At 64.4% G+C, this 23164-nt stretch carries 15 protein-coding genes and 4 tRNA genes; 17 read left to right on the top strand and 2 right to left on the bottom strand.

Features of this window, described 5'->3' with window-relative positions:
* The first annotated feature begins 27 nt into the window (after positions 1-27).
* Together pth and ychF are read left to right on the top strand one after the other, a co-directional pair.
* Complete coding sequence (gene pth, locus ABE424_RS01610) at positions 28-606, top strand: aminoacyl-tRNA hydrolase (RefSeq protein ID WP_179460844.1); 579 nt, start codon at positions 28-30, stop codon at positions 604-606.
* Between the two features lie 159 nt (positions 607-765).
* The gene (ychF, locus tag ABE424_RS01605) at positions 766-1857 is read left to right on the top strand and encodes a redox-regulated ATPase YchF (RefSeq protein ID WP_088434937.1); all 1092 of its coding nucleotides are present in this window, start codon (positions 766-768) and stop codon (positions 1855-1857) included.
* Positions 1858-1964: 107 nt separating this feature from the next.
* Here ychF and ABE424_RS01600 read toward each other — a convergent pair whose 3' ends face one another.
* Positions 1965-3002, bottom strand: coding sequence for an FAD-dependent oxidoreductase (locus tag ABE424_RS01600; protein ID WP_346491287.1), 1038 nt, complete (start codon positions 3000-3002; stop codon positions 1965-1967).
* 527 nt (positions 3003-3529) lie between these two features.
* Positions 3530-6277 carry a TonB-dependent receptor gene (locus ABE424_RS01595; RefSeq protein WP_346491286.1) on the bottom strand — a complete coding sequence of 916 codons (2748 nt, stop codon included), beginning with the start codon at positions 6275-6277 and terminating at the stop codon, positions 3530-3532.
* A 168-nt stretch (positions 6278-6445) separates the two neighbouring features.
* Between ABE424_RS01595 and ABE424_RS01590 the strand changes: the two genes are divergently transcribed.
* From ABE424_RS01590 to rpoC, 15 genes are all read left to right on the top strand, one after another.
* The gene (locus tag ABE424_RS01590) at positions 6446-7462 is read left to right on the top strand and encodes a cyanophycinase (RefSeq protein ID WP_346491285.1); all 1017 of its coding nucleotides are present in this window, start codon (positions 6446-6448) and stop codon (positions 7460-7462) included.
* 111 nt (positions 7463-7573) lie between these two features.
* On the top strand, positions 7574-8587 hold the full coding sequence (locus tag ABE424_RS01585; protein ID WP_346479642.1) for an isoaspartyl peptidase/L-asparaginase: 1014 nt from the start codon (positions 7574-7576) through the stop codon (positions 8585-8587).
* A 138-nt stretch (positions 8588-8725) separates the two neighbouring features.
* A tRNA-Tyr gene (locus ABE424_RS01580) sits at positions 8726-8811 on the top strand.
* A 28-nt stretch (positions 8812-8839) separates the two neighbouring features.
* Positions 8840-8913, top strand: a tRNA-Gly gene (locus ABE424_RS01575).
* A 47-nt stretch (positions 8914-8960) separates the two neighbouring features.
* Positions 8961-9036: transfer RNA gene (locus ABE424_RS01570), tRNA-Thr, on the top strand.
* Positions 9037-9077: 41 nt separating this feature from the next.
* Positions 9078-10268, top strand: a complete 1191-nt coding sequence (gene tuf, locus ABE424_RS01565) for an elongation factor Tu (RefSeq protein ID WP_176990870.1) — start codon at positions 9078-9080, stop codon at positions 10266-10268.
* Positions 10269-10371: 103 nt separating this feature from the next.
* A tRNA-Trp gene (locus ABE424_RS01560) sits at positions 10372-10447 on the top strand.
* A gap of 44 nt (positions 10448-10491) precedes the next feature.
* Entirely contained in the window at positions 10492-10899 is a 408-nt protein-coding gene (secE, locus tag ABE424_RS01555; RefSeq protein ID WP_121044666.1) for a preprotein translocase subunit SecE, read from the top strand.
* 10 nt (positions 10900-10909) lie between these two features.
* Positions 10910-11470, top strand: a complete 561-nt coding sequence (gene nusG, locus ABE424_RS01550) for a transcription termination/antitermination protein NusG (protein ID WP_019186115.1) — start codon at positions 10910-10912, stop codon at positions 11468-11470.
* 243 nt (positions 11471-11713) lie between these two features.
* Positions 11714-12142: a 50S ribosomal protein L11 gene (gene rplK / locus ABE424_RS01545; RefSeq protein ID WP_019186116.1), complete on the top strand. Its 429-nt coding sequence runs from the start codon at positions 11714-11716 to the stop codon at positions 12140-12142.
* 4 nt (positions 12143-12146) lie between these two features.
* On the top strand, positions 12147-12845 hold the full coding sequence (rplA, locus tag ABE424_RS01540; RefSeq protein ID WP_121044663.1) for a 50S ribosomal protein L1: 699 nt from the start codon (positions 12147-12149) through the stop codon (positions 12843-12845).
* Between the two features lie 388 nt (positions 12846-13233).
* Complete coding sequence (gene rplJ / locus ABE424_RS01535; RefSeq protein ID WP_123728446.1) at positions 13234-13767, top strand: 50S ribosomal protein L10; 534 nt, start codon at positions 13234-13236, stop codon at positions 13765-13767.
* A 62-nt stretch (positions 13768-13829) separates the two neighbouring features.
* Positions 13830-14198, top strand: a complete 369-nt coding sequence (gene rplL / locus ABE424_RS01530; protein WP_019186119.1) for a 50S ribosomal protein L7/L12 — start codon at positions 13830-13832, stop codon at positions 14196-14198.
* Between the two features lie 296 nt (positions 14199-14494).
* The gene (rpoB, locus tag ABE424_RS01525) at positions 14495-18649 is read left to right on the top strand and encodes a DNA-directed RNA polymerase subunit beta (protein WP_346479643.1); all 4155 of its coding nucleotides are present in this window, start codon (positions 14495-14497) and stop codon (positions 18647-18649) included.
* A gap of 89 nt (positions 18650-18738) precedes the next feature.
* Complete coding sequence (gene rpoC / locus ABE424_RS01520; protein ID WP_176990872.1) at positions 18739-22986, top strand: DNA-directed RNA polymerase subunit beta'; 4248 nt, start codon at positions 18739-18741, stop codon at positions 22984-22986.
* The last annotated feature ends 178 nt before the right edge of the window (positions 22987-23164 follow it).

Here is a 23164-nt window from a genome sequence, read left to right as displayed (position 1 = left end):
AGGGCTGGTACCGACGAAAGAAGAGTAATGACAGGATTGCGATTGATCGTTGGTCTGGGCAACCCCGGACCCGAGCACGCCCAGACCCGGCACAATGCCGGGTTTCGTTTCATTGACGCCCTGGTCGAACAGGCCGGCGCGCGCTGGAGCGTGGACAGCAAGTTGTTCGGCGAGACCGCCAAGGTCGACATCGCCGGCCAGCCGGTATGGCTGCTCAAGCCCGCCACCTTCATGAACCTCAGTGGCAAATCGGTCACCGCGGCGCAGCGCTTCTGGAAGATCGAACCGGAAGAAACCCTGCTGGCGCACGACGAGCTCGACCTGCCGCCCGGCGTGGCACGGCTCAAGTTCGACGGTGGCCACGGCGGCCAGAATGGCCTGCGCGACACCATCCGCCTGCTAGGCCATGGCCGGTTCCACCGCCTGCGCATCGGCATCGGCCATCCCGGCCACAAGGACCGCGTGGTCCCGTGGGTGCTGGGGCGTGCCAGCAAGGATGATGATGTGCTGATCGGGCATGCGGTCAACGATGCGATCGACGTCCTGCCGCTGGCAGTACGCGGCGATTTCAGCGAAGCGATGAAGCGGCTGCACACCCCGAAGTAGCGTGGCCGGTAACTGACGTGACCGGTAGGTACCGACCGTTGGTCGGTACGGAGACGTGACCGGTAGGTACCGACCGTTGGTCGGTACGGAGAATGATTGGAAAAGCAGCGCCGAACGTCGCTGTTTCCCCAATCACTTTCACCCCAGAGGTTGTCAAAGATGGGTATCAAATGCGGCATCGTCGGTCTGCCCAACGTCGGCAAATCGACCCTGTTCAATGCGCTGACCAAGGCGGGCATCGCGGCGGCCAACTTCCCGTTCTGCACGATCGAACCGAACGTCGGCATCGTGCCGGTGCCGGATCCGCGCCTGAACGAGCTGGCTGCCATCATCAACCCCCAGAAGGTCATCCCGACCGCGGTCGAGTTCGTGGACATCGCCGGCCTCGTCGCCGGCGCGGCCAGTGGTGAAGGCCTGGGCAACAAGTTCCTGGCCCACATCCGCGAAGTGGATGCGATCACCCACGTGGTGCGCTGCTTCGAGAATGCCGACGTCATCCACGTCAACAACAAGGTGGACCCGCTCTCGGACATCGACACCATCGATACCGAACTGGCCTTGGCCGATCTGGACAGCGTCGAGAAGGCCCTGAACCGCGCCGAGCGCGCTGCCAAGGGGGGCGACAAGGAAGCGGCCGCCCGCAAGCCGGTGCTGGCCAAGCTGCAGGCCGCGCTGGCCGACGGCAAGGCCGGTCGTACCGCCGGCCTGGACGAGGAAGAGAAGGCGCTGGTCCGTGACCTGTTCCTGCTGACGCTCAAGCCGGTGATGTACATCGCCAACGTGCTGGAAGACGGCTTCGAGAACAACCCGCACCTGGATGCCGTGCGTGCCCGTGCCGCCGAAGAGGGCGCGCAGGTCGTGCCGGTCTCGGCTGCGATCGAAGAAGAGCTGTCCCAGCTCGACGACGAAGACCGCGATACGTTCCTGGCCGACCTGGGCCTGTCCGAGCCGGGCTTGAACCGCGTGATCTACGCGGCCTACCAGCTGCTGGGCCTGCAGACCTACTTCACCGCAGGCGTGAAGGAAGTCCGCGCGTGGACCGTGCGCAAGGGCGCCACCGCCCCGCAGGCCGCCGCCGTCATCCACACCGACTTCGAGAAGGGCTTCATCCGCGCCGAAACCATCGCGTATGACGACTTCATCAAGTACAAGGGCGAAGCCGGTGCCAAGGAAGCGGGTCGTCTGCGTCTGGAAGGCAAGGAATACCGCGTCCAGGAAGGCGACATCCTGCACTTCCGCTTCAACGTCTGACTGCATCGAGCGTTGAGGATGGACAGGAAGGGCCCCGCACTGCGGGGCCCTTCTTCATTCGTCGGAACCCAGCTTCCGCACGGAGCCAGGAAGCACTCGCGCGCACCCTACGCAGCCATGATGTCCTGCGCGGCCAGCCGGCCCAGCCATGGCGCCAGCATCACACCCGGGTGGGCGATGGCTGCATAGAGGCCGTCAACGCCAGACAGGAAACCCCGCACCGGCATGCTGTCCGCGGTCATGGGACGTTGGACGGCCCGCGCGGATCGCAGTGCCAAACCCGCAGGGCTCTTGAACAGGGCCTGCGTGTCTGCCAGGCACTGACGGGCAAGACTGTCGAGGCCTGTCTCGCCTTCGATGGGCATGTCGGCCGCCAGCAGCAGGCCGCCGCCGAGGCGCGGCCGGAGTTCGTGGTCAGCGGCACAGAGCAGGTGATGGAGACAGCCGGGGAGTGCGTCGAACGCCATCAGCACCGCGGGTGCCTCGTGCACGGAAAGGTCGATATCGAACCGTGCTGCCAGGGGAATGGCGCTGGCGGCATTGGCCAGAACGACGGCATCCACGGCATGCGACCTGTGTGGAGTCGCCACGGCTGTGACCCGGCCATGCCGTGTTTCGATGGCCAGTACCTCCTGATTGAAACCGACACGCGCGCCCGACGCCTGTGCACCGGCCAGCAGCTGCGCGGTCAGCAGGTCAGGCTCGACGGCGAAATCCCCGGGTAGCCACGCAGCCAGCGCGGGCGAGTTCAGATGCGGCTCCAGGGCCACCGCCCGGGCCCGATCCAGCCGATCGATGCCGATGCCGGCGCCTTGTTGTTCGGCCACGAACGCTTCGGTGTCCGCGTCCGTCCCGGACCACACCACTGCACCGCGCGCGGCGATCGGCAGGGGGCCAAGTTCCGTGCCCAGCCGCGCGAACTCCGGCAATGCGTCGCGGATCAATGCAAAGCGTGGCAGCGCGTCACTCGGAAGCATGCTGCCCGTGCCCACCCAGCCATACGAGCCGCCGGTGGCACCGCTCGATGCAGTGGCGCTGCGTTCGAACACGGTAACTGCGGCACCGGCACGCGCCAGGTGCCACGCCACGGACGCTCCGGTAATGCCGGCCCCGACGACAGCGACTCGGGGGATACCTCTACGCATTGTGGTCTCTCCATGTAACCGGCGCGGGGGTGCAGGATAGTCTGGAGGCTGGCATCGGTCTGCGGCCACCGGCATCGCAACCGGTGGTGATTAATTGACCATGCCTGGAAATGCTTGCCGCGTAAGCGTCCTGCCCACTTGTCCACAGCAAACCCCCACGCCTCTCCACGCACCGTGTGGAAAACCCCGGCGCGGTAGTGCCGGCCACTGGCCGGCACCCCGACGCACCCGCCCGCAAGCGACGTGGTCAATTTATGACCACCACTGAAAACCGTTGCAGTGCATCGCTCACCGGGGTTGTCCACAGCAAACCCCCATCGCTTTCCACGGTATGTGTGGAAAACCGCGACGGATGGCTGGACAAAATATCGCCACGCCCTGAAAGCGTTGCGCTGCATGGCTTGCATGCACTTGTCCACATCAAACCCCCATGGGTTTCCACGGTGTGTGTGGAAAACAGGAAGGGCGCACCCGCAACGCGAGGAGCCGGCCAGTGGCCGGCCCCACCGGGGCCCACGGAACGACGCCTACAGCGCCGAGCCGCCAAACTTGTGCGTGTACTGCAGGTTGATCGTCCGGCCCACCGTATCGAACCAGGACACGTCGTAGTACGGATACGGCGTATACGTCGCATCCTTCGGCGGCAGCTTGTTGGCGATGTTGACCACCGACAGCGACAGGCGCGAATGATCGTCGAAGCGGTACTGCAGCGACACGTTGTAACGGTACGTCGCGCCGATCCAGGGGCTGTCGCCGCTGTCCGGATCGAAGCTCTGGTCGTAGCTGTCGAAGGTCGGCAGTTTGCCCAGGCGCGAGCCGTACAGCGTGGCCGACCACGCCGCGTTCTCCCAGGTCACGCTCGCACTGGTCTTGGTGCGCGGGATATCGAAACCGCTGTTGACCGCGAACTGGTCTTCGACCACATCGCCCTCGAACTGCTGGAAATCGTGCGTCTTCACCCAGGTGTGGTTGCCACTGAAGATGAAGTCGCCGATCCCGGTGCCCAGGCGGTAGCGCAGGCCCACGTCGATGCCGCGCGTGGTCTCGCGCGCGATGTTGATCGGGCTCACATGCACGCCGTAGAGGCGGCCATCGCTGGTGCGGGTGACCCGGCTGATCGCATCCACGCAGGTCGGCGAGGCCGCATCGGCGTCGCCCAGGCGGCAGGCCGCCTCATCGCGCAGGATGGTGCTCACGTCCATGTCCTGCACCTGGTCGCGCATGTCGATGTCGAACCAGTCCACCGACAGGTCCAGCCCCAGTGCAGGCGACCACACGAAGCCGGCACTCCACGAGGTGCTGGTTTCCGGATCCAGCGTGCGATTGCCTTCGCGCGTGCGGATGAGGTTCTCTTCGTAATCCGAGCAGTCATCACCGCCGTCCACCGCACAGGCGTAATAGTCGTTGGCGCTGGTTTCGTCATTGCCCGGGCCGGCATACACGTAGTGCAGGTCCGGCGCGCGGAAGGCGGTGCCGTAGGAGCCGCGCACCAGCAGGGTCTCGATCGGGCGCCATTCCAGGCCGCCGCTCCAGGTCGCCTTGCCGATGGTGTTGCCCGAGTAGCGATACTGGTCGAAGCGGCCGGCCACGCTGAGGTTGAACGTGTCGTGCAGCGGCAGGCGCAGCTCGGCCGCGGTCGCCCAGCGGTTGCGGCTGCCGTGCCCGTCCGAATCCTTCCAGCTGTAGTAGTAGTACTGCGTCGCCAGCGGGTCCGGATTCAGTGCATAGGACTGGTTGCCGAACTCGGCCGTCGCCGCGAAGCCGGCCTTGCCGCCCGGCAGCTCGAACAGCTCGCCGTTGGTCAGGGTCAGCGCGGCGGTATCGGTGCGCGACTTCGGCGTATAGGTGGTGCGTGCGGCGATCGCGTCGTACTCGCTGCGGCTCAGCGGCCGGTACAGGCGCGCCGGGTTGGCGTTGAAGACCGGGAACACGTTGTCGTCGTCATCGGTGTACTCGCCCAGCTGCTCGCCCAGGAACAGCGCATTGGCCTTGGCAGCGATGATCTGCGGCCAGCGGATGCGGGACTGGTACTGCGAGTGGCTCAACGACGCCTCGTACTCCCAGTCCGCACCGAGCGCGCCCTTGAAGCCGGTGGTCACGCTGAAGGTCTTCTGCGTGCTGCGCACCATGCCGTTGTTCAACCCGCCCATCTCTTCCGGAGAGAACTGGCGCTGCCAGAACTCCACCTGGTCGGTGGCCTGGTTGTAGAAGTAGCCGTCTTCATTGCCGTCGGCGGCCATGCGGCCCCATTGGGTCACATCGCGCATCAGCGCCAGGTCGTGGTAACCCATCTGCACATCGGCGAACCATTCCGCGCCGTTGTCGAAGGCGTAGCGCAGCGCGGCATAGCCGTTGGCGCCGCGGCGCTTGCTCAGGATCGTGCCGTAGCCGATCGACCGGTCGCTGCCGCAGTAGAAGCCGTAGCGCGCACGCTCGGCGTACTGGGTGCTGCCATTGTTCTGGCCGGCCAGCGCATCGCAGGTGGCCTGGCCGGGATCGAGGTAGTCATCGTTGTAGTCGGTGCGCAGGTAGGCGCGCCGCGCGGCACGCGCGCTTTCGGTCGGTGCATCCAGGGTGGAATCCTGCTGGCTGCGCTCATACGCCCACAGCGGCGTCTGCGACTGCAGTTCCAGGCTGTAGACCGCGCTGAAGCGGCCGGCGTCGAAGCCACTGGCGATGCTCATGTCGAAGGACTCACCGCCGCCTTCGCTGGTGGTGCCCATGCGCATGTCGACCGTGGTGCCATCGACCTGCTTCTTCAGGATGAAGTTCACCACGCCGGCGATGGCGTCCGAGCCGTAGATCGCCGAGGCACTGCCGGTCAGCACTTCGATGCGCTCGATCATCCCGATCGGGATGTTGGAGACGTCGGTGAAGTTGCTGCGGCCCTGGAAGGGCATCGGGAAATCGGCGATGCGACGGCCGTTGACCAGCACCAGGGTGTGGTTGGGGCCGAGGCCGCGCAGGTCGACCTGCTGCGCACCGGGGGAGAAGTCCGCGCCGCTGGAGGACTGCTGGCTCTGGGTCTCACCCCCGTTCTGGGTCATCGAGCGCAGCACGTCCGGCACGCTGGTGAAGCCGCTGGCCTGGATCTGCTCGGCGGTGATGACGGTGACGGGGGCCGGCCCCTCCACCTGCGCGCGCGGGATGCGAGAGCCGGTGACCTGCACCGTATCCAGTTGCTGCACCCCGGGGGCGGAGGTCTGGGCAGCCGCGGTTGCGGCCACACCCATCAACGCCAGCTGGATCGACCACGCCATCGCCTGTTTACGCATGAGAATTCTCGAGAAGAAAGTGTCGGCCTCGAGGGAGGCCTGTCCCCCATTCACATTTCGTGAATGGACGGCGCGCATTTAACGCCTTTTTTACGGGGTTGACCACTGCCAATTTCTCTGGCAAAGAGTGAAAGCGCTTACAGGCCCGCTTTATTCAGGGAGGTCAACGTGCACAAGGGTTTCCGGCCGATCCATTCTTTCCTGTGGCTGCTGCTCGCCGCGCTCTCGCTCCCCCTCCACGCCCAGGATTCGCGCAGTCTGCAGGACCCGGGCTATCGCTATTACGAGGTGGGCGCCCTGGATGCCCCGCGCGCCACCCATACCGAGCCGGCGATGATGCTGATGGGCGGTGGCGAGTGGGTGCCGGCCGCCTTTCAGTGGTGGCTGGCGCGTGCCGGTCACGGCCGGGTGGTGGTCCTGCGCGCCTCCGGCGCCGATGAGCTGCAGGACCGGCTCTACCGGGAGATCGGCGGGGCGGCCGCGGTACAGACTCTGGTGTTCAACAGCCGGCGCGCGGCCGACGACCCGGCGGTGCTGGGGGTGATCGCCGCTGCCGATGCGATCTTCATCGCCGGCGGCGACCAGTCGCGCTATATCCGCTTCTGGAAGGGCACGCCGGTGAACGAGGCGCTCAATGCGCACGTCCGCGCCGGGCGGCCGATCGCCGGGACCAGTGCCGGGTTGGCCATCCTGGGGGGCTACAGCTACGGCGCCCTGGATGGCGGCAGCGTGACGTCCCGCCGCGCCCTGCGCGATCCGATGGGCCGGGCGGTGACGCTGGACAGCGATTTCCTGACCATGCCGTACCTGGCCAACGTGGTCACCGATACCCATTTCGGCAAGCGCGACCGGCTCGGGCGTCTGATCGTATTCGTGGCCCGTGCCGCCCAGCGCAGCGGGCAGCAGGACATGGTCGGCCTCGGCGTGGATGAAGACACCGCGCTGTGCGTGGAAGCCGACGGCACCGGGCAGGTGTTCAGCCGCGACGGCGGCTATGCGTGGCTGGTGACGCCGCAGCACACCGCCGATCGCCTGCACGTCGGTAAACCGCTGGATTTTCTTGCCGTTCCGGTGACCGGGGTCGGCGAGGGCAGTCGCCTGCATATGGACGGCTTCCGGGTGGACGACGCGGCGTTCGAGATCACGGCAGACATCCGTGCGGGGCGCCTGCAGCTGCGCCGGTAGATCCACGCCATGCGTGGATGCTGTTGCGCGCGTTGTGACGTCACGGACACGCGCGTGGGTGGCCCGCCGCGCGTGCCATGATGCGGCCTCGTCCCTTGAGAGTGCCTGCCCATGTCGCGTTCTGCTGTGGTGGTGTTGTCGCTGTGCCTGTCGCTCCCGCTGGCGGCCACCGCCGCCGAGCCGGTGCTGGTCATCCATGGCGGAGCGGGGGTGGAGCGCAAGGATCTCTCGCCCACCGAGGAAAAAGCCGCGCGCGCGGCCCTGCAGCAGGCGCTGTTGAAAGGGCATGCCGCACTGGCGGCGGGCAGGCCGGCGCTGGAGGCCGTCACCGCGGCGATCACCGTGCTCGAGGACGATCCCACCTTCAATGCCGGCAAAGGGGCGGTATTCACCCACGACGGTCGCAATGAACTGGATGCCTCGCTGATGGATGGCGCCACGCTCAAGGCCGGTGCCGTGGCCGGCGTGCAGCGCGTGCGCAATCCGATCCTGCTCGCCGAAGCGGTGATGCAGCATTCTCCGCACGTGATGATGGTCGGGCAGGGCGCCGAGGCGTTCGCCAGCAGCCAGGGCATCCCCCTGGTGGATCCGTCCTACTTCCGCACCGACAAGCGCTGGCAGCAGCTGCAGAAGGCGCTGAAAGAAGAGGCCGGTGGCCAGGCCCATGCGGATCTGGAAACGGCGCGCCATTTCGGCACGGTTGGCGCGGTCGCACTGGACAAGGACGGCAAGCTCGCCGCGGGCACCTCCACCGGCGGCATGACCAACAAGCGCTATGGGCGTGTCGGCGACTCACCGATCATCGGCGCCGGCACCTACGCCGATGCGGGGTGTGCGGTGTCCGGCACGGGCTGGGGCGAGTACTACATCCGCACCGCGGCCGCGCACGATATCTGCGCGCGCATGCAGTACCTCAAGCAGGGGCCGGTGGAAGCCGGGCGTGCGGTGATCAACGAGCGCATTCCCGCCCTTGGCGGCGATGGTGGTGCGATCGTGCTCTCCGCCGATGGCCGCGCCGCGACGCCGTTCAACACCCAGGGCATGTATCGCGGCTGGATCGGTGCCGATGGCGTGCCGCACGTGGCCATCTTCGCCAGCGAAACCCTGGCCTTGCCGGGCCAATAGCCCGTCCCGGCAGGGCAATTCGAAATTCATGTGAAAAAATTCAAAAAGGTTGTTGACAGAACCCCCGTTTATCCCCAAAATTCACGGCTCTTCCACCCCACACCGAAAACGCTTCGGCGCCACGGGACAGGGTGGTAAGGAGGGATACCCAAGCGGCCAACGGGGGCAGACTGTAAATCTGCTGGCTTACGCCTTCGGTGGTTCGAATCCACCTCCCTCCACCAGTTTCATGTTGTGGCAAGAGCTTCCGATGCGGGAGTAGTTCAATGGTAGAACCTCAGCCTTCCAAGCTGATGGTGCGGGTTCGATCCCCGTCTCCCGCTCCATTGAATGAGTTTGAATATATTCAAATTCGTGCCATAATACAAAACTCGCTCACGTAGCTCAGTCGGTAGAGCACCTCCTTGGTAAGGAGGAGGTCGAAGGTTCGATTCCTTTCGTGAGCACCATCTAAGTGCCACCAATTCAGACGATTTCGAGATAAGCAGCCATGGCCAAGGGTAAGTTCGAGCGCACCAAGCCGCACGTCAATGTCGGCACCATCGGTCACGTTGACCACGGCAAGACCACGCTGACCGCCGCACTGACCAAGATCGGTGCCGAGCGCTTTGGCGGTGAGTTCAAGGACTACTCGTCGATCGACGCCGCGCCGGAAGAAAAGGCGCGTGGCATCACGATCTCGACCGCACACGTCGAATACGAATCCACCGAACGTCATTACGCCCACGTCGATTGCCCGGGCCATGCTGACTACGTCAAGAACATGATCACCGGTGCTGCCCAGATGGACGGCGCGATCCTGGTCTGTTCGGCTGCTGACGGCCCGATGCCGCAGACCCGTGAGCACATCCTGCTCTCGCGTCAGGTCGGCGTGCCGTACATCGTCGTCTTCCTGAACAAGGCAGACATGGTCGATGACGCCGAGCTGCTGGAACTGGTCGAAATGGAAGTCCGCGAGCTGCTGAGCAAGTACGACTTCCCGGGCGACGACACCCCGATCATCTCGGGTTCGGCCCGCCTGGCGCTGGAAGGCGACCAGAGCGAGATCGGCGTGCCGTCCGTGATCAAGCTGGTCGAGGCTCTCGACAGCTGGATCCCGACCCCGGAACGCGACATCGACAAGCCGTTCCTGATGCCGGTGGAAGACGTGTTCTCGATCTCGGGTCGCGGCACCGTGGTGACCGGTCGTATCGAGCGCGGCGTGATCAAGGTCGGCGAAGAAATCGAAATCGTCGGTATCCGTCCGGTCCAGAAGACCACCGTCACCGGCGTGGAAATGTTCCGCAAGCTGCTCGACCAGGGTCAGGCAGGCGACAACGCCGGTCTGCTGCTGCGCGGCACCAAGCGTGACGACGTCGAGCGTGGCCAGGTCCTGGCCAAGCCGGGTTCGATCAAGCCGCACACCACCTTCGACGCCGAAGTGTACGTGCTGTCCAAGGACGAAGGCGGCCGTCACACCCCGTTCTTCAAGGGCTACCGTCCGCAGTTCTACTTCCGCACCACCGACATCACCGGCGCTTGCGAGCTGCCGGAAGGTGTGGAAATGGTGATGCCGGGCGACAACGTGAAGATGGTTGTCACCCTGATCAACCCGGTTGCCATGGATGAAGGCCTGCGCTTCGCGATCCGCGAAGGCGGCCGTACCGTCGGCGCCGGCGTGGTCTCCAAGATCATCGCGTAATTTTTGCACTACCGGCGGTTGCTTAGCGCTGCCGGTCTCGCGAAAGGCGGGCCGGGAACCTCGGTCCGCCTTCGCCGTCTAAGGGAAGGCAAGTTTTTTCAGTACGCCAGTAGCTCAATTGGCAGAGCAGCGGTCTCCAAAACCGCAGGTTGGGGGTTCGAGTCCCTCCTGGCGTGCCACTTCTCCCTTCCAGCGGCTATGCCGCCACAGTAGCCAGAGCCGGATGAACAGCAAGATCGAGCATTCCAAAGACAACGCCTCCACGGGGGGTGACATCGTCAAGTACGCCGTCGCAGCGATCCTGGTGCTGGCGGGTCTTTTTGCTTGGTATTGGTTCGGTGCTCCTGAGCATGCCTCCCAGAGTGCATGGGCCGGTCCGCTTCGCGGTCTGGCCGTTGTCGTTGGCCTGGTGGCCGGCCTCGGCGTGTTCCTGCTGACCGGCAAGGGTCGCGACACGCGGGAATTCCTTTCCGAATCGCGTTTCGAACTGCGCAAGGTGGTCTGGCCGACGCGCCAGGAAGCCATTCGCATGACCTGGGTGGTGATCGTTGTCGTGATCATCCTCAGCCTGCTGCTGGGCGGATTTGACTTCGTGATTCAGAAATTGACCCAGTGGTTCCTGGGTCGATAAGGAGAAACCAGTGAAGCGTTGGTACGTCGTTCACGCCTATTCGGGCTTCGAAAAGTCGGTTGCGCAGGCTCTGCGCGATCGCATCGTGCGTGACGAGATGCAGGAGCGCTTCGGTGACGTCCTGGTCCCGACCGAGGAAGTGGTTGAGATGCGCGCCGGCCAGAAGCGCCGTTCCGAGCGCAAGTTCTTCCCGGGTTACGTGCTGGTCCAGATCGAGACCCACGAAGAAAACGGGATCCCGCGCATCGACAACGAAAGCTGGCACCTGGTCAAGGACACCTCCAAGGTGATGGGCTTCATCGGCGGCACCGCCGATCGTCCGCTGCCGATCCGTGATGAAGAGGCTGCCGCCATCCTGGACCGCGTTCAGGAAGGTGTGGAAAAGCCCCGTCCGAAGGTGCTGTTCGAGCCGGGCCAGATGGTCCGCGTCACCGAAGGTCCGTTCAACGACTTCAACGGCGTGGTCGAGGAAGTCAACTACGAGAAGAGCCGTCTGCGCGTCTCGGTGCTGATCTTCGGTCGTGCCACCCCGGTGGAGCTCGAGTTCGGCCAGGTCGAAAAGGCCGTCTGAGCCTGGGGCAGCAGGGTTCCGGGCGGCCGCCCGGAACCTGAACGGCCTGCGCCCGCCAGCCTTGAGGCAAGGGCGGAAAAAACCTGATATAGTGCGCGGCTTCCTGCCAGGAAGCTGGCAAAAAGCAAGGGCCGCCGCGAGGTGGCCTTCTGCGTGAATTCAAAACGCGATGCCGGGACGCGTGATTCCCGGTCCGATGGGGAGCCTGTTGTCGTAAGGCGCTAGCACCCGGAGAGCATACTCATGGCAAAGAAAGTTGTCGGTTATATCAAGCTGCAGGTGAAGGCCGGTCAGGCCAACCCCTCGCCGCCGGTCGGTCCTGCGCTGGGTCAGCGTGGCCTGAACATCATGGAATTCTGCAAGGCCTTCAATGCCGCCACGCAGAAGCTGGAGCCGGGTCTGCCGGTGCCGGTCATCATCACGGCCTACTCGGACCGTACCTTCACCTTCATCACCAAGAGCACCCCGGCCGCCGTGCTGCTCAAGAAGGCTGCAGGCATCTCGTCGGGCTCCAAGCGCCCGAACACCGAGAAGGTGGGCAAGGTGACCCGCAAGCAGCTCGAAGAGATCGCCAAGACCAAGGAAGCAGACCTGACGGCTGCCGATCTGGATGCCGCGGTGCGCACCATCGCCGGTTCTGCCCGTTCCATGGGCCTCGTGGTAGAGGGTTAAGAAGATGGCACAGACCAAGCGTGAGAAGGCCATCAAGGCCGCCGTCGTCCCGGGCAAGGCATATGCCTTCGAGGACGCCATCAAGATCCTGAAGACCGCTACCAAGGCCAAGTTCGTCGAGTCCTTCGACGTCGCTGTGCGCCTGGGCGTGGACGCCAAGAAGTCCGACCAGCAGGTGCGCGGTTCCACCGTGCTGCCGTCCGGTACCGGCAAGAGCGTGCGCGTTGCCGTCTTCGCACCGGCTGGTGCCAAGGCTGACGAAGCCCTGGCCGCTGGCGCCGAAGCCGTGGGCATGGACGACCTGGCCGAGAAGATGCAGGCCGGCGATCTGAACTACGACGTCGTCATCGCGACCCCGGACGCCATGCGCGTCGTGGGCAAGCTGGGCACCGTGCTCGGCCCGCGCGGCCTGATGCCGAACCCGAAGGTCGGCACCGTGTCGGCCAACCCGGGCGAAGCCGTCAAGAATGCCAAGTCGGGTCAGGTGCGTTACCGCACCGACAAGGCCGGCATCATCCATTGCACCATCGGCAAGGCCGACTTCGCCGAAGACGCGCTGAAGTTGAACCTGCAGGCGCTGCTGATGGATCTGGTCAAGGCCAAGCCGGCCACCTCGAAGGGCACCTACCTGCAGAAGGTTTCGGTCAGCTCGACGATGGGCCCGGGCGTGACCATCGACCAGTCCTCGCTGTCGCTGAAGTAATCGTTTCAAGCGGGTACCGGGCCCCGGTCCGGTACCCGCGATATTTGAAGGCAATCCGAGTGGGGCTCGCCCTGCGGAGATAGCCGTCAAAGACCGCAGGCGCGGTCAGTACATACCGGCGACGGGCAGGGATGCTCACATTGGCAGGGAGTCGCCGCCGGCGCAGTACCGATCGCTTAATCGATTCCCCCGGGAATCACCCTGCGTAGATGGTGCCCTTCTGGAGTTTTTCTGGTTTACGCACGTCTGGGTTCTCCCAGGTTGGCCATCCAGGTCTAGAACGGCCCACCCTTGGAACATCAACCCGATGTTCCCGGCGTCCAGGACGGATGCTGCCCAGGACCGCAAACGGCAGGAGCCGTAAGCGGAGTTCAATTGGAGGAGTGCAATGGCTCTCAATCTGTCCCAGAAGCAAGAAGTAGTCGCCGAGCTGGCAGACGTCGCCGCCAAGGCCCACTCCTTGATCGCAGCCGAATACGCTGGCACCACGGTCTCCCAGATGACCGCGATGCGCAAGCAGGCACGCGAAACCGGCGTTTTCTTGAAAGTTGTCAAGAACACGCTGGCGGCACGTGCAGTGGAAGGTACCGAATACGAATGCGCCAAAGACGCACTCGTCGGTCCGCTGCTGTACGCGTTCTCGCTCGAGGAGCCCGGCGCAGCCGGTCGCCTGATCAAGGATTTTGCCAAGACCAACGACAAGCTGCAGGCAAAGGTCGTGGCCATCGGCGGGGAACTGTTCCCGGCTGGCCATGTCGACGTGCTGGCCTCGCTGCCGACCCGTGATCAGGCCTTGGCCATGCTGGCCCGCGTCCTGGCCGAGCCGGTCACGATGTTCGCCCGTGCCGTCAAGGCCGTGGCCGACAAGCAGGGTGGCGGTGAAACCGCTGACGCTGCCGAGCCGGTCGCCGAAACCGCCTGAGTCGACGTTTCCGTGGTTCCGAACGGAACCTCAACCCAGAAAATTATCCAAAGGTAATCAAAATGTCCCTTACCAACGAACAGATCGTCGACGCCATCGCCGAGAAGTCCCTGATGGAAGTGATGGAGCTGGTCAAGGCCATCGAAGAGAAGTTCGGCGTCTCTGCCGCTGCTCCGGTCGCCGCAGCTGCTGCTGCTGGCCCGGCTGCCGCTGTTGAAGAGCAGACCGAATTCGACGTCATCCTGAAGTCGGCCGGCGACAAGAAGGTCGAAGTCATCAAGGCTGTCCGCGCCATCACCGGCCTGGGCCTGAAGGAAGCGAAGGATCTGGCTGAAGCCGGCGGCATGATCAAGGAAGCCGCTTCGAAGGACGACGCTGCCAAGTTCAAGAAGGACCTGGAAGCTGCTGGCGCGACTGTCGAAGTCAAGTAAGCAGTTCCTTGCCTCGCCATCGAATCACGGCGATGCAGCCAAGGCTGGGGGCGTAAGCCCCCGGCCTTTGGTCGTTTCACGCAACACCCGAAATACGAGCCCAACACGGGCTGCGGTCATCCCCGGTCACAGCGGCGCCCAGGCGCGCGGGCAGGGGAGTGGATGCAGACGAGTTGGCAGTTGGAAGTAGCGGGAGAAGGCGTGCTGGTGCCGGCAATACCAGCGACTTCCAACTGACAATTTCAGTTTCCCCTCGGGTCGTGGACGCACGATCCGCACAGCCAAGGTGATACCTCATGACGTCTTATTCGTTCACCGAAAAGAAGCGTATCCGCAAGGATTTCGGCAAGCAGCGCTCGATCCTCGAAGTGCCGTTCCTGCTTGCCATCCAGGTCGATTCCTACCGTGAATTCCTGCAGGAAAACGTCGATCCGGCCAAGCGCACGGACCACGGCCTGCACGCGGCCCTGAAGTCGGTGTTCCCGATTTCCAGCTACAGCGGCAACGCCGCCCTGGAATACGTCGGCTACAAGCTCGGCGACCCGGTGTTCGACGAGCGCGAATGCCGCCAGCGCGGCATGAGCTACGGCGCGCCGCTGCGCGTGACCGTGCGCCTGGTGATCTACGACCGTGAGTCGTCGACCAAGGCCATCAAGTACGTGAAGGAGCAGGAGGTCTACCTCGGCGAAATCCCGCTGATGACCGACAACGGCACCTTCATCGTGAACGGTACCGAGCGCGTGATCGTCTCGCAGCTGCACCGTTCGCCGGGTGTGTTCTTCGACCACGACCGTGGCAAGACCCACAGCTCGGGCAAGCTGCTGTACAGCGCCCGCATCATCCCGTACCGCGGCTCCTGGCTGGACTTCGAGTTCGACCCGAAGGACGCCCTGTTCACCCGTATCGATCGTCGCCGCAAGCTGCCGGTCTCGATCCTGCTGCGTGCGCTGGGTTACAGCAACGAAGAGATGCTGGCCGAGTTCTTCGAGATCAACACCTTCCACATCAACCCCGATGAAGGTGTGCAGCTCGAACTGGTGGCCGAGCGTCTGCGCGGCGAAACCCTGAACTTCGACCTGGCCGATGGCGACAAGGTCATCGTCGAAGCCGGCAAGCGCATCACCGCGCGCCACGTCAAGCAGCTGGAAGCCTCGGGCATTGCCGCCCTGGCCGTGCCGGACGATTACATCGTCGGCCGCATCCTGTCGCACGACGTGGTCGATGCCAACACCGGTGAACTGCTGGCCCAGGCCAACGACGAAATCACCGACGAGCAGCTGCAGGCCTTCCGCAAGGCCGGTGTGGATGCCGTGGGCACCCTGTGGGTGAACGATCTGGATCGTGGCCCGTACCTGTCCAACACCCTGCGCATCGATCCGACCAAGACCCAGCTGGAAGCCCTGGTCGAGATCTACCGCATGATGCGTCCGGGCGAGCCGCCGACCAAGGACGCCGCGCAGAACCTGTTCCACAACCTGTTCTTCACCTTCGAGCGCTACGACCTGTCCACGGTCGGCCGCATGAAGTTCAACCGCCGTGTCGGCCGCAAGGCTGTCACCGGCGAAGCCGTGCTGTACGACCGCAAGTACTTCGGCGAGCGCAACGACGAAGAGTCCAAGCGCCTGGTCGCCGAGCATGCCGACAGCTCCGACATCCTGGAAGTGATCAAGGTCCTGACCGAGATCCGCAACGGTCGTGGCGTGGTCGATGACATCGATCACCTGGGCAACCGTCGCGTGCGTTCGGTCGGTGAAATGGCCGAGAACGTGTTCCGCGTGGGCCTGGTCCGCGTCGAGCGCGCGGTCAAGGAACGCCTGTCGATGGCCGAATCCGAAGGCCTGACCCCGCAGGAGCTGATCAACGCCAAGCCGGTCGCCGCAGCCATCAAGGAGTTCTTCGGCTCCTCGCAGCTGTCGCAGTTCATGGATCAGAACAACCCGCTGTCGGAAGTGACGCACAAGCGTCGCGTCTCGGCCCTGGGCCCGGGCGGTCTGACCCGTGAGCGTGCCGGCTTCGAAGTGCGCGACGTGCATCCGACCCATTACGGCCGCGTCTGCACCATCGAAACGCCGGAAGGCCCGAACATCGGCCTGATCAACTCGCTGGCCGTGTACGCCCGCACCAACCAGTACGGTTTCCTCGAGACCCCGTACCGCAAGGTCGCTGACGGCAAGGTCTCCGACGAGATCGAGTTCCTGTCGGCCATCGAAGAAAACGAGTACGTCATCGCCCAGGCCAACGCCCTGACCGATGCCAAGAGCATGCTCACCGAGCAGTTCGTACCGTGCCGCTTCCAGGGTGAATCGCTGCTCAAGCCGCCGGCTGAGGTCCACTTCATGGACGTCTCGCCGATGCAGACCGTGTCGATCGCTGCCGCGCTCGTCCCGTTCCTGGAGCACGATGACGCCAACCGCGCACTGATGGGCGCCAACATGCAGCGTCAGGCCGTGCCGACCCTGCGTGCCCAGAAGCCGCTGGTGGGTACCGGTATCGAACGCGCCGTGGCCCGTGACTCCGGTGTGACCGTGAACGCCCGTCGTGGCGGCGAGATCGTGCAGATCGACGCCGGCCGCATCGTGGTCAAGGTCAACGAAGTGGAGATCACCGACGCGACCGACGCCGGCGTGGATATCTACAACCTGATCAAGTACACCCGTTCCAACCAGAACACCTGCATCAACCAGCGTCCGCTGGTGGAAGTGGGCAACGTGGTGGCGCGTGGCGACGTGCTGGCCGATGGTCCGTCCACCGACATCGGCGAACTGGCCCTGGGCCAGAACATGCTGATCGCCTTCATGCCGTGGAACGGCTACAACTTCGAAGACTCCATCCTGCTCTCCGAGCGCGTGGTGGAAGAGGATCGTTACACCACGATCCACATCGAAGAACTGACCTGCGTTGCGCGTGACACCAAGCTGGGGCCGGAGGAAATTTCCGCCGACATCCCGAACGTCTCCGAGCAGGCACTGAACCGCCTGGACGAGAGCGGCGTGGTGTACATCGGTGCGGAAGTCCGCGCCGGCGACATCATGGTCGGCAAGGTCACCCCGAAGGGCGAAAGCCAGCTGACCCCGGAAGAGAAGCTGCTGCGCGCGATCTTCGGCGAGAAGGCTTCGGACGTGAAGGACAGCTCGCTGCGCGTGCCCCCGGGCATGGACGGCACCGTCATCGACGTGCAGGTCTTCACCCGCGACGGCATCGAGAAGGACAAGCGCGCCCGTCAGATCGAAGAGTCTGAAATCAAGCGCGTCAAGAAGGACTTCGACGACCAGTTCCGCATCCTGGAAGGCGCCATCTACGCCCGTCTGCGCTCGCAGATCGTGGGCAAGGTGGTCAACGGCGGTGCCAACCTGAAGAAGGGCGACACCGTTACCGACGCCTACCTGGATGGCCTGAAGAAGGCCGACTGGTTCGTGCTGCGCATGAAGGACGAGGACGCTTCGGAAGCCATCGAACGCGCCCAGAAGCAGATCCAGGCGCACGAGAAGGAATTCGAGCGTCGCTTCGCCGACAAGCGCGGCAAGATCACCGCGGGCGACGACCTGGCGCCGGGCGTGCTGAAGATGGTCAAGGTGTTCCTGGCCGTGAAGCGTCGCATCCAGCCGGGTGACAAGATGGCAGGCCGCCATGGCAACAAGGGTGTGGTCTCCAACGTGGTGCCGGTCGAAGACATGCCGTACATGGCCTCGGGCGAGACCGTGGACATCGTGCTGAACCCGCTGGGCGTGCCGTCGCGTATGAACATCGGCCAGATTCTGGAAGTGCATCTGGGCTGGGCCGCCAAGGGCCTGGGTCGCAAGATCCAGGGCATGCTGGAAGCCCAGGCCGCGATCAGCGACCTGCGCAAGTTCCTGGACGATGTCTACAACCACGACAAGACCCAGCACGCCAACCACGTCGACCTGACCCAGTTCAGCGACGAGGAGCTGCTGCGCCTGGCCGACAACCTGACCGACGGCGTGCCGATGGCAACGCCGGTGTTCGACGGTGCGACCGAAGCCGAGATCAAGCACATGCTTGCCCTGGCCGACCTGCCGCTGAGCGGCCAGACCCAGCTGTATGACGGCCGCACCGGTGAGGCATTCGATCGCCACACCACCGTGGGCTACATGCACTACCTGAAGCTGAACCACCTGGTCGACGACAAGATGCACGCCCGTTCGACCGGCCCGTACTCGCTCGTTACCCAGCAGCCGCTGGGCGGCAAGGCGCAGTTCGGTGGCCAGCGCTTCGGTGAAATGGAAGTCTGGGCGCTGGAAGCCTACGGCGCGGCCTACACCCTGCAGGAAATGCTGACGGTGAAGTCCGATGACGTGCAGGGCCGCAACCAGATGTACAAGAACATCGTCGACGGTGAGCACGAGATGGTCGCGGGCATGCCGGAATCCTTCAACGTGCTCGTGAAGGAAATCCGCTCGCTGGCCATCAACATGGAACTGGACGGCAACTGATCGTGCAGGCGCGGCTGCCCCGGCAGCCGCGCCGCCGGATCTGAACCGACAGCCCCATCGACAAGATTTCCTCCTTTCGGAGAAACACCATGAAAGACTTGCTCAACCTCTTCAACCAGCAGCGCCAGACGCTGGACTTCGACGCGATCAAGATCGCGCTGGCTTCGCCGGACCTGATCCGTTCGTGGTCCTTCGGCGAAGTGAAGAAGCCGGAAACCATCAACTACCGTACGTTCAAGCCGGAACGTGACGGCCTGTTCTGCGCCGCCATCTTCGGACCGGTCAAGGACTACGAGTGCCTGTGCGGCAAGTACAAGCGCATGAAGCACCGCGGCGTGGTCTGCGAAAAGTGCGGCACCGAAGTCACCCTGGCCAAGGTGCGCCGCGAGCGCATGGGTCACATCGACCTGGCCTCGCCGGTCGCGCACATCTGGTTCCTCAAGTCGCTGCCGTCGCGCATCGGCCTGATGCTGGACATGACCCTGCGTGACATCGAGCGCGTGCTGTACTTCGAAGCGTACGTGGTGACCGAGCCGGGCCTGACCGCCCTGGAGCGCCGCCAGCTGCTGACCGAAGAACAGTACCTGCAGGCCCGCCAGGAACACGGCGACGACTTCGATGCCGCCATGGGCGCCGAGGCCGTGTACGAGCTGCTGCGCACGATCGACCTGCAGTCGGAAATGACCCGCCTGCGCGAAGAAATCGCCAGCACCGGTTCGGAAACCAAGCTCAAGCGACTGACCAAGCGCATCAAGCTGGTCGAGGCCTTCCTCGAGTCGGGCAACCGCCCGGAGTGGATGGTCATGACCGTGCTGCCGGTGCTGCCGCCGGACCTGCGTCCGCTGGTGCCGCTGGACGGTGGCCGCTTCGCGACCTCCGATCTGAACGACCTGTACCGCCGCGTCATCAACCGCAACAACCGCCTGCGCCGCCTGCTCGAGCTGAACGCGCCGGACATCATCGTGCGCAATGAAAAGCGCATGCTGCAGGAATCGGTCGATGCGCTGCTGGACAACGGCCGTCGCGGCCGTGCCATCACCGGCACCAACAAGCGCCCGCTGAAGTCGCTGGCCGACATGATCAAGGGCAAGCAGGGTCGCTTCCGCCAGAACCTGCTGGGCAAGCGCGTCGACTACTCGGGCCGTTCGGTCATCGTGGTCGGTCCGTACCTGCGCCTGCACCAGTGCGGCCTGCCGAAGAAGATGGCGCTTGAGCTGTTCAAGCCGTTCGTCTTCGCCAAGCTGCAGCGTCGTGGCCTGGCCACCACCATCAAGGCCGCCAAGAAGCTGGTCGAGCGCGAAGAAGCCGAAGTCTGGGACATCCTGGAAGAGGTCATCCGCGAACATCCGGTGATGCTGAACCGTGCGCCGACCCTGCACCGTCTGGGCATCCAGGCGTTCGAGCCGGTCCTGATCGAAGGCAAGGCCATCCAGTTGCACCCGCTGGTCTGCACCGCGTTCAACGCCGACTTCGACGGTGACCAGATGGCCGTCCACGTGCCGCTCTCGCTGGAAGCCCAGCTGGAAGCGCGTGCGCTGATGATGTCCACCAACAACATCCTGTCGCCGGCCAACGGCGAGCCGATCATCGTGCCGTCGCAGGACGTCGTGCTGGGTCTGTACTACATGACCCGCTCGCTGGTGAACAAGAAGGGCGAGGGCATGGCCTTCGCCAACATCGCCGAAGTGAAGCGCGCCTACGACAACCGCGTGGTGGAACTGCACGCACGCGTCAAGGTCCGCATCACCGAAGTGGTGACCGACGAGGAAGGCAACAAGCAGAACAAGACCTCGATCGTGGACACCACGATCGGTCGCGCCCTGCTGGCTGAAATCCTGCCGGAAGGCCTGCCGTTCGCGCTGGCCAACACCGAGCTGACCAAGAAGAACATCAGCCGCCTGATCAACTCCAGCTACCGTCAGCTGGGCTTGAAGGACACGGTCGTGTTCGCCGACAAGCTGATGTACACCGGCTTCGCCTACGCCACCCGCGCCGGCGTGTCGATCGGCATCGACGACATGCTGATCCCGGACGAGAAGAAGGGCATCCTCACCGAGGCGGAAGCCGAAGTGCTGGAAATCCAGGAGCAGTACCAGTCGGGCCTGGTCACCGCCGGCGAGCGCTACAACAAGGTGGTCGACATCTGGTCGCGCACCAATGAGCGCATCGCCAAGGCGATGATGGACACCATCGGTACCGAGAAGGTGGTCAATGCCGAAGGCGAGACCATCGACCAGAAGTCGATGAACTCGCTGTACATCATGGCCGACTCCGGTGCGCGTGGTTCGCAGGCGCAGATCCGTCAGCTGGCTGGTATGCGCGGCCTGATGGCGCGTCCGGATGGCTCGATCATCGAAACGCCCATCAAGGCGAACTTCCGTGAAGGCCTGAACGTGCAGGAGTACTTCAACTCCACCCACGGTGCCCGTAAGGGTCTGGCCGATACCGCGCTGAAGACGGCGAACTCGGGTTACCTGACCCGTCGTCTGGTCGACGTGGCGCAGGACGTGGTCATCACCGAAGTGGATTGCGGTACCACCGAAGGCCTGACCATGACCCCGATCGTGGAAGGCGGCGACGTCGTGGAGCCGTTGAAGGACCGCGTGCTGGGTCGTGTCGTGGCCGAGGACGTGTTCCTGCCGGGCAACGACGAAGATCCGATCGTGACCCGCAACACCCTGCTCGACGAAGCCTGGGTGGCCAAGCTGGAAGACGCGTCGGTGCAGTCGGTCAAGGTCCGTTCGACCATCAGCTGCGCCTCGCCGTTCGGCGTCTGCGCACACTGCTACGGTCGCGATCTGGCCCGTGGCCACATCGTCAACATCGGCGAAGCGGTCGGCGTCATCGCCGCGCAGTCGATCGGTGAGCCGGGTACCCAGCTGACCATGCGTACGTTCCACATCGGTGGTGCGGCGTCGCGAGCTGCTGCGGTCGACAACATCACCGTCAAGACCACCGGTTCGGTGAAGTTCAACAACCTGAAGTCGGTCGAGCACGCCAGCGGTTCGCTGGTGGCGGTCTCGCGTTCGGGCGAAATGTCGGTGCTCGATGCCCACGGCCGTGAGCGTGAGCGTTACAAGCTGCCGTACGGCGCGACCATCACGTCCAAGGACGGCGATGCGGTCAAGGCTGGCCAGACCGTGGCCAACTGGGACCCGCATAACCACCCGATCGTGTCGGAAGTGGCGGGTTTCATCCGCTTCATCGACTTCATCGACGGCGTCACCGTCATCGAGAAGACCGACGAACTGACCGGCCTGGCATCGCGTGAAATCACCGATCCGAAGCGTCGTGGTTCGCAGGCGAAGGACCTGCGCCCGATCGTGCGCATCGTGGACAAGAACGGCAACGATCTGACCATCCCGAACACGGATCTGCCGGCGCAGTACCTGCTGCCGCCGCGCTCGATCGTCAACCTGCAGGACGGCGCCGCCGTCGGCGTGGGTGACGTGGTCGCCAAGATCCCGCAGGAAGCGTCCAAGACCCGCGACATCACCGGTGGTCTGCCACGCGTCGCCGATCTGTTCGAAGCACGCAAGCCGAAGGATCCGGCGATCCTGGCCGAGCGTTCGGGCATCATCAGCTTCGGCAAGGACACCAAGGGCAAGCAGCGCCTGATCATCAAGGACACCGATGGTTCGGAACACGAAGAGCTGATCCCGAAGTACCGTCAGGTGATCGTCTTCGAAGGCGAGCACGTGACCAAGGGCGAAACCATCGTGGACGGCGAGCCGAGCCCGCAGGACATTCTGCGTCTGCTGGGTGTCGAACCGCTGGCGGCCTACCTGGTCAAGGAAATCCAGGACGTGTACCGCCTGCAGGGCGTGAAGATCAACGACAAGCACATCGAGGTGATCACCCGCCAGATGCTGCGCAAGGTCGAGATCACCGACCAGGGCACCAGCAAGTTCCTGAATGGCGAGCAGGCCGAGCGCCAGCGCGTCATCGAGGAAAATGCCCGCCTGGCCACCCGCAACGAGCTGCCGGCCCGTTTCGATCCGGTCCTGCTGGGTATCACCAAGGCCTCGCTGGCGACCGAGTCGTTCATCTCGGCGGCGTCGTTCCAGGAAACCACCCGCGTGCTGACCGAAGCGGCCGTTCGCGGCACCTCGGACAACCTGCGCGGCCTGAAGGAAAACGTCATCGTCGGCCGTCTGATCCCGGCCGGTACCGGCCTGGCGTACCACGCCAACCGTCGTCGCAACGCCTCCGGGCTGACCGACTCGGAAATGCAGACCCTGTCCGGCAGCACGCCGGCCGTGGCTGAAGTGGCCGCAGTGGCCGCCGTGGCGGTCGAGCCGACCGAAGCTGAACAGGCTCCGGGCAGCGACGAGTAATACGCAGTCCCGGCTTCGGCCGGGACCGCGGCAGGGCAGGGCGCCGACTCCGGTCGGCCCCTTCCCGGCAAATCGACGGCACCGGCCACTGGCCGGATGCCTGCCGATGAGGTAGGATGCCCGCCGGTCTTTCAACGGACCGGCTTGACAACCTGAACGGGGGGCATGGAAAAGGCTC

The sequence above is a fragment of the Stenotrophomonas sp. TWI1149 genome (assembly GCF_039673155.1).
GTDB classification, from domain to species: Bacteria; Pseudomonadota; Gammaproteobacteria; order Xanthomonadales; family Xanthomonadaceae; genus Stenotrophomonas; species Stenotrophomonas maltophilia_AA.
This window is presented reverse-complemented; position numbering and strand designations above follow the sequence as displayed.

Excerpts from the sequence above, each read along its gene's own strand:
- pth (WP_179460844.1), top strand. The coding sequence starts at position 28 with ATGACAGGATTGCGATTGATCGTTGGTCTGGGCAACCCCGGACCCGAG.
- ychF (WP_088434937.1), top strand. The coding sequence starts at position 766 with ATGGGTATCAAATGCGGCATCGTCGGTCTGCCCAACGTCGGCAAATCG.
- ABE424_RS01600 (WP_346491287.1), bottom strand. The coding sequence starts at position 3,002 with ATGCGTAGAGGTATCCCCCGAGTCGCTGTCGTCGGGGCCGGCATTACC.
- ABE424_RS01595 (WP_346491286.1), bottom strand. The coding sequence starts at position 6,277 with ATGCGTAAACAGGCGATGGCGTGGTCGATCCAGCTGGCGTTGATGGGT.
- ABE424_RS01585 (WP_346479642.1), top strand. The coding sequence starts at position 7,574 with ATGTCGCGTTCTGCTGTGGTGGTGTTGTCGCTGTGCCTGTCGCTCCCG.
- tuf (WP_176990870.1), top strand. The coding sequence starts at position 9,078 with ATGGCCAAGGGTAAGTTCGAGCGCACCAAGCCGCACGTCAATGTCGGC.
- secE (WP_121044666.1), top strand. The coding sequence starts at position 10,492 with ATGAACAGCAAGATCGAGCATTCCAAAGACAACGCCTCCACGGGGGGT.
- rplK (WP_019186116.1), top strand. The coding sequence starts at position 11,714 with ATGGCAAAGAAAGTTGTCGGTTATATCAAGCTGCAGGTGAAGGCCGGT.
- rplA (WP_121044663.1), top strand. The coding sequence starts at position 12,147 with ATGGCACAGACCAAGCGTGAGAAGGCCATCAAGGCCGCCGTCGTCCCG.
- rplJ (WP_123728446.1), top strand. The coding sequence starts at position 13,234 with ATGGCTCTCAATCTGTCCCAGAAGCAAGAAGTAGTCGCCGAGCTGGCA.
- rplL (WP_019186119.1), top strand. The coding sequence starts at position 13,830 with ATGTCCCTTACCAACGAACAGATCGTCGACGCCATCGCCGAGAAGTCC.
- rpoB (WP_346479643.1), top strand. The coding sequence starts at position 14,495 with ATGACGTCTTATTCGTTCACCGAAAAGAAGCGTATCCGCAAGGATTTC.
- rpoC (WP_176990872.1), top strand. The coding sequence starts at position 18,739 with ATGAAAGACTTGCTCAACCTCTTCAACCAGCAGCGCCAGACGCTGGAC.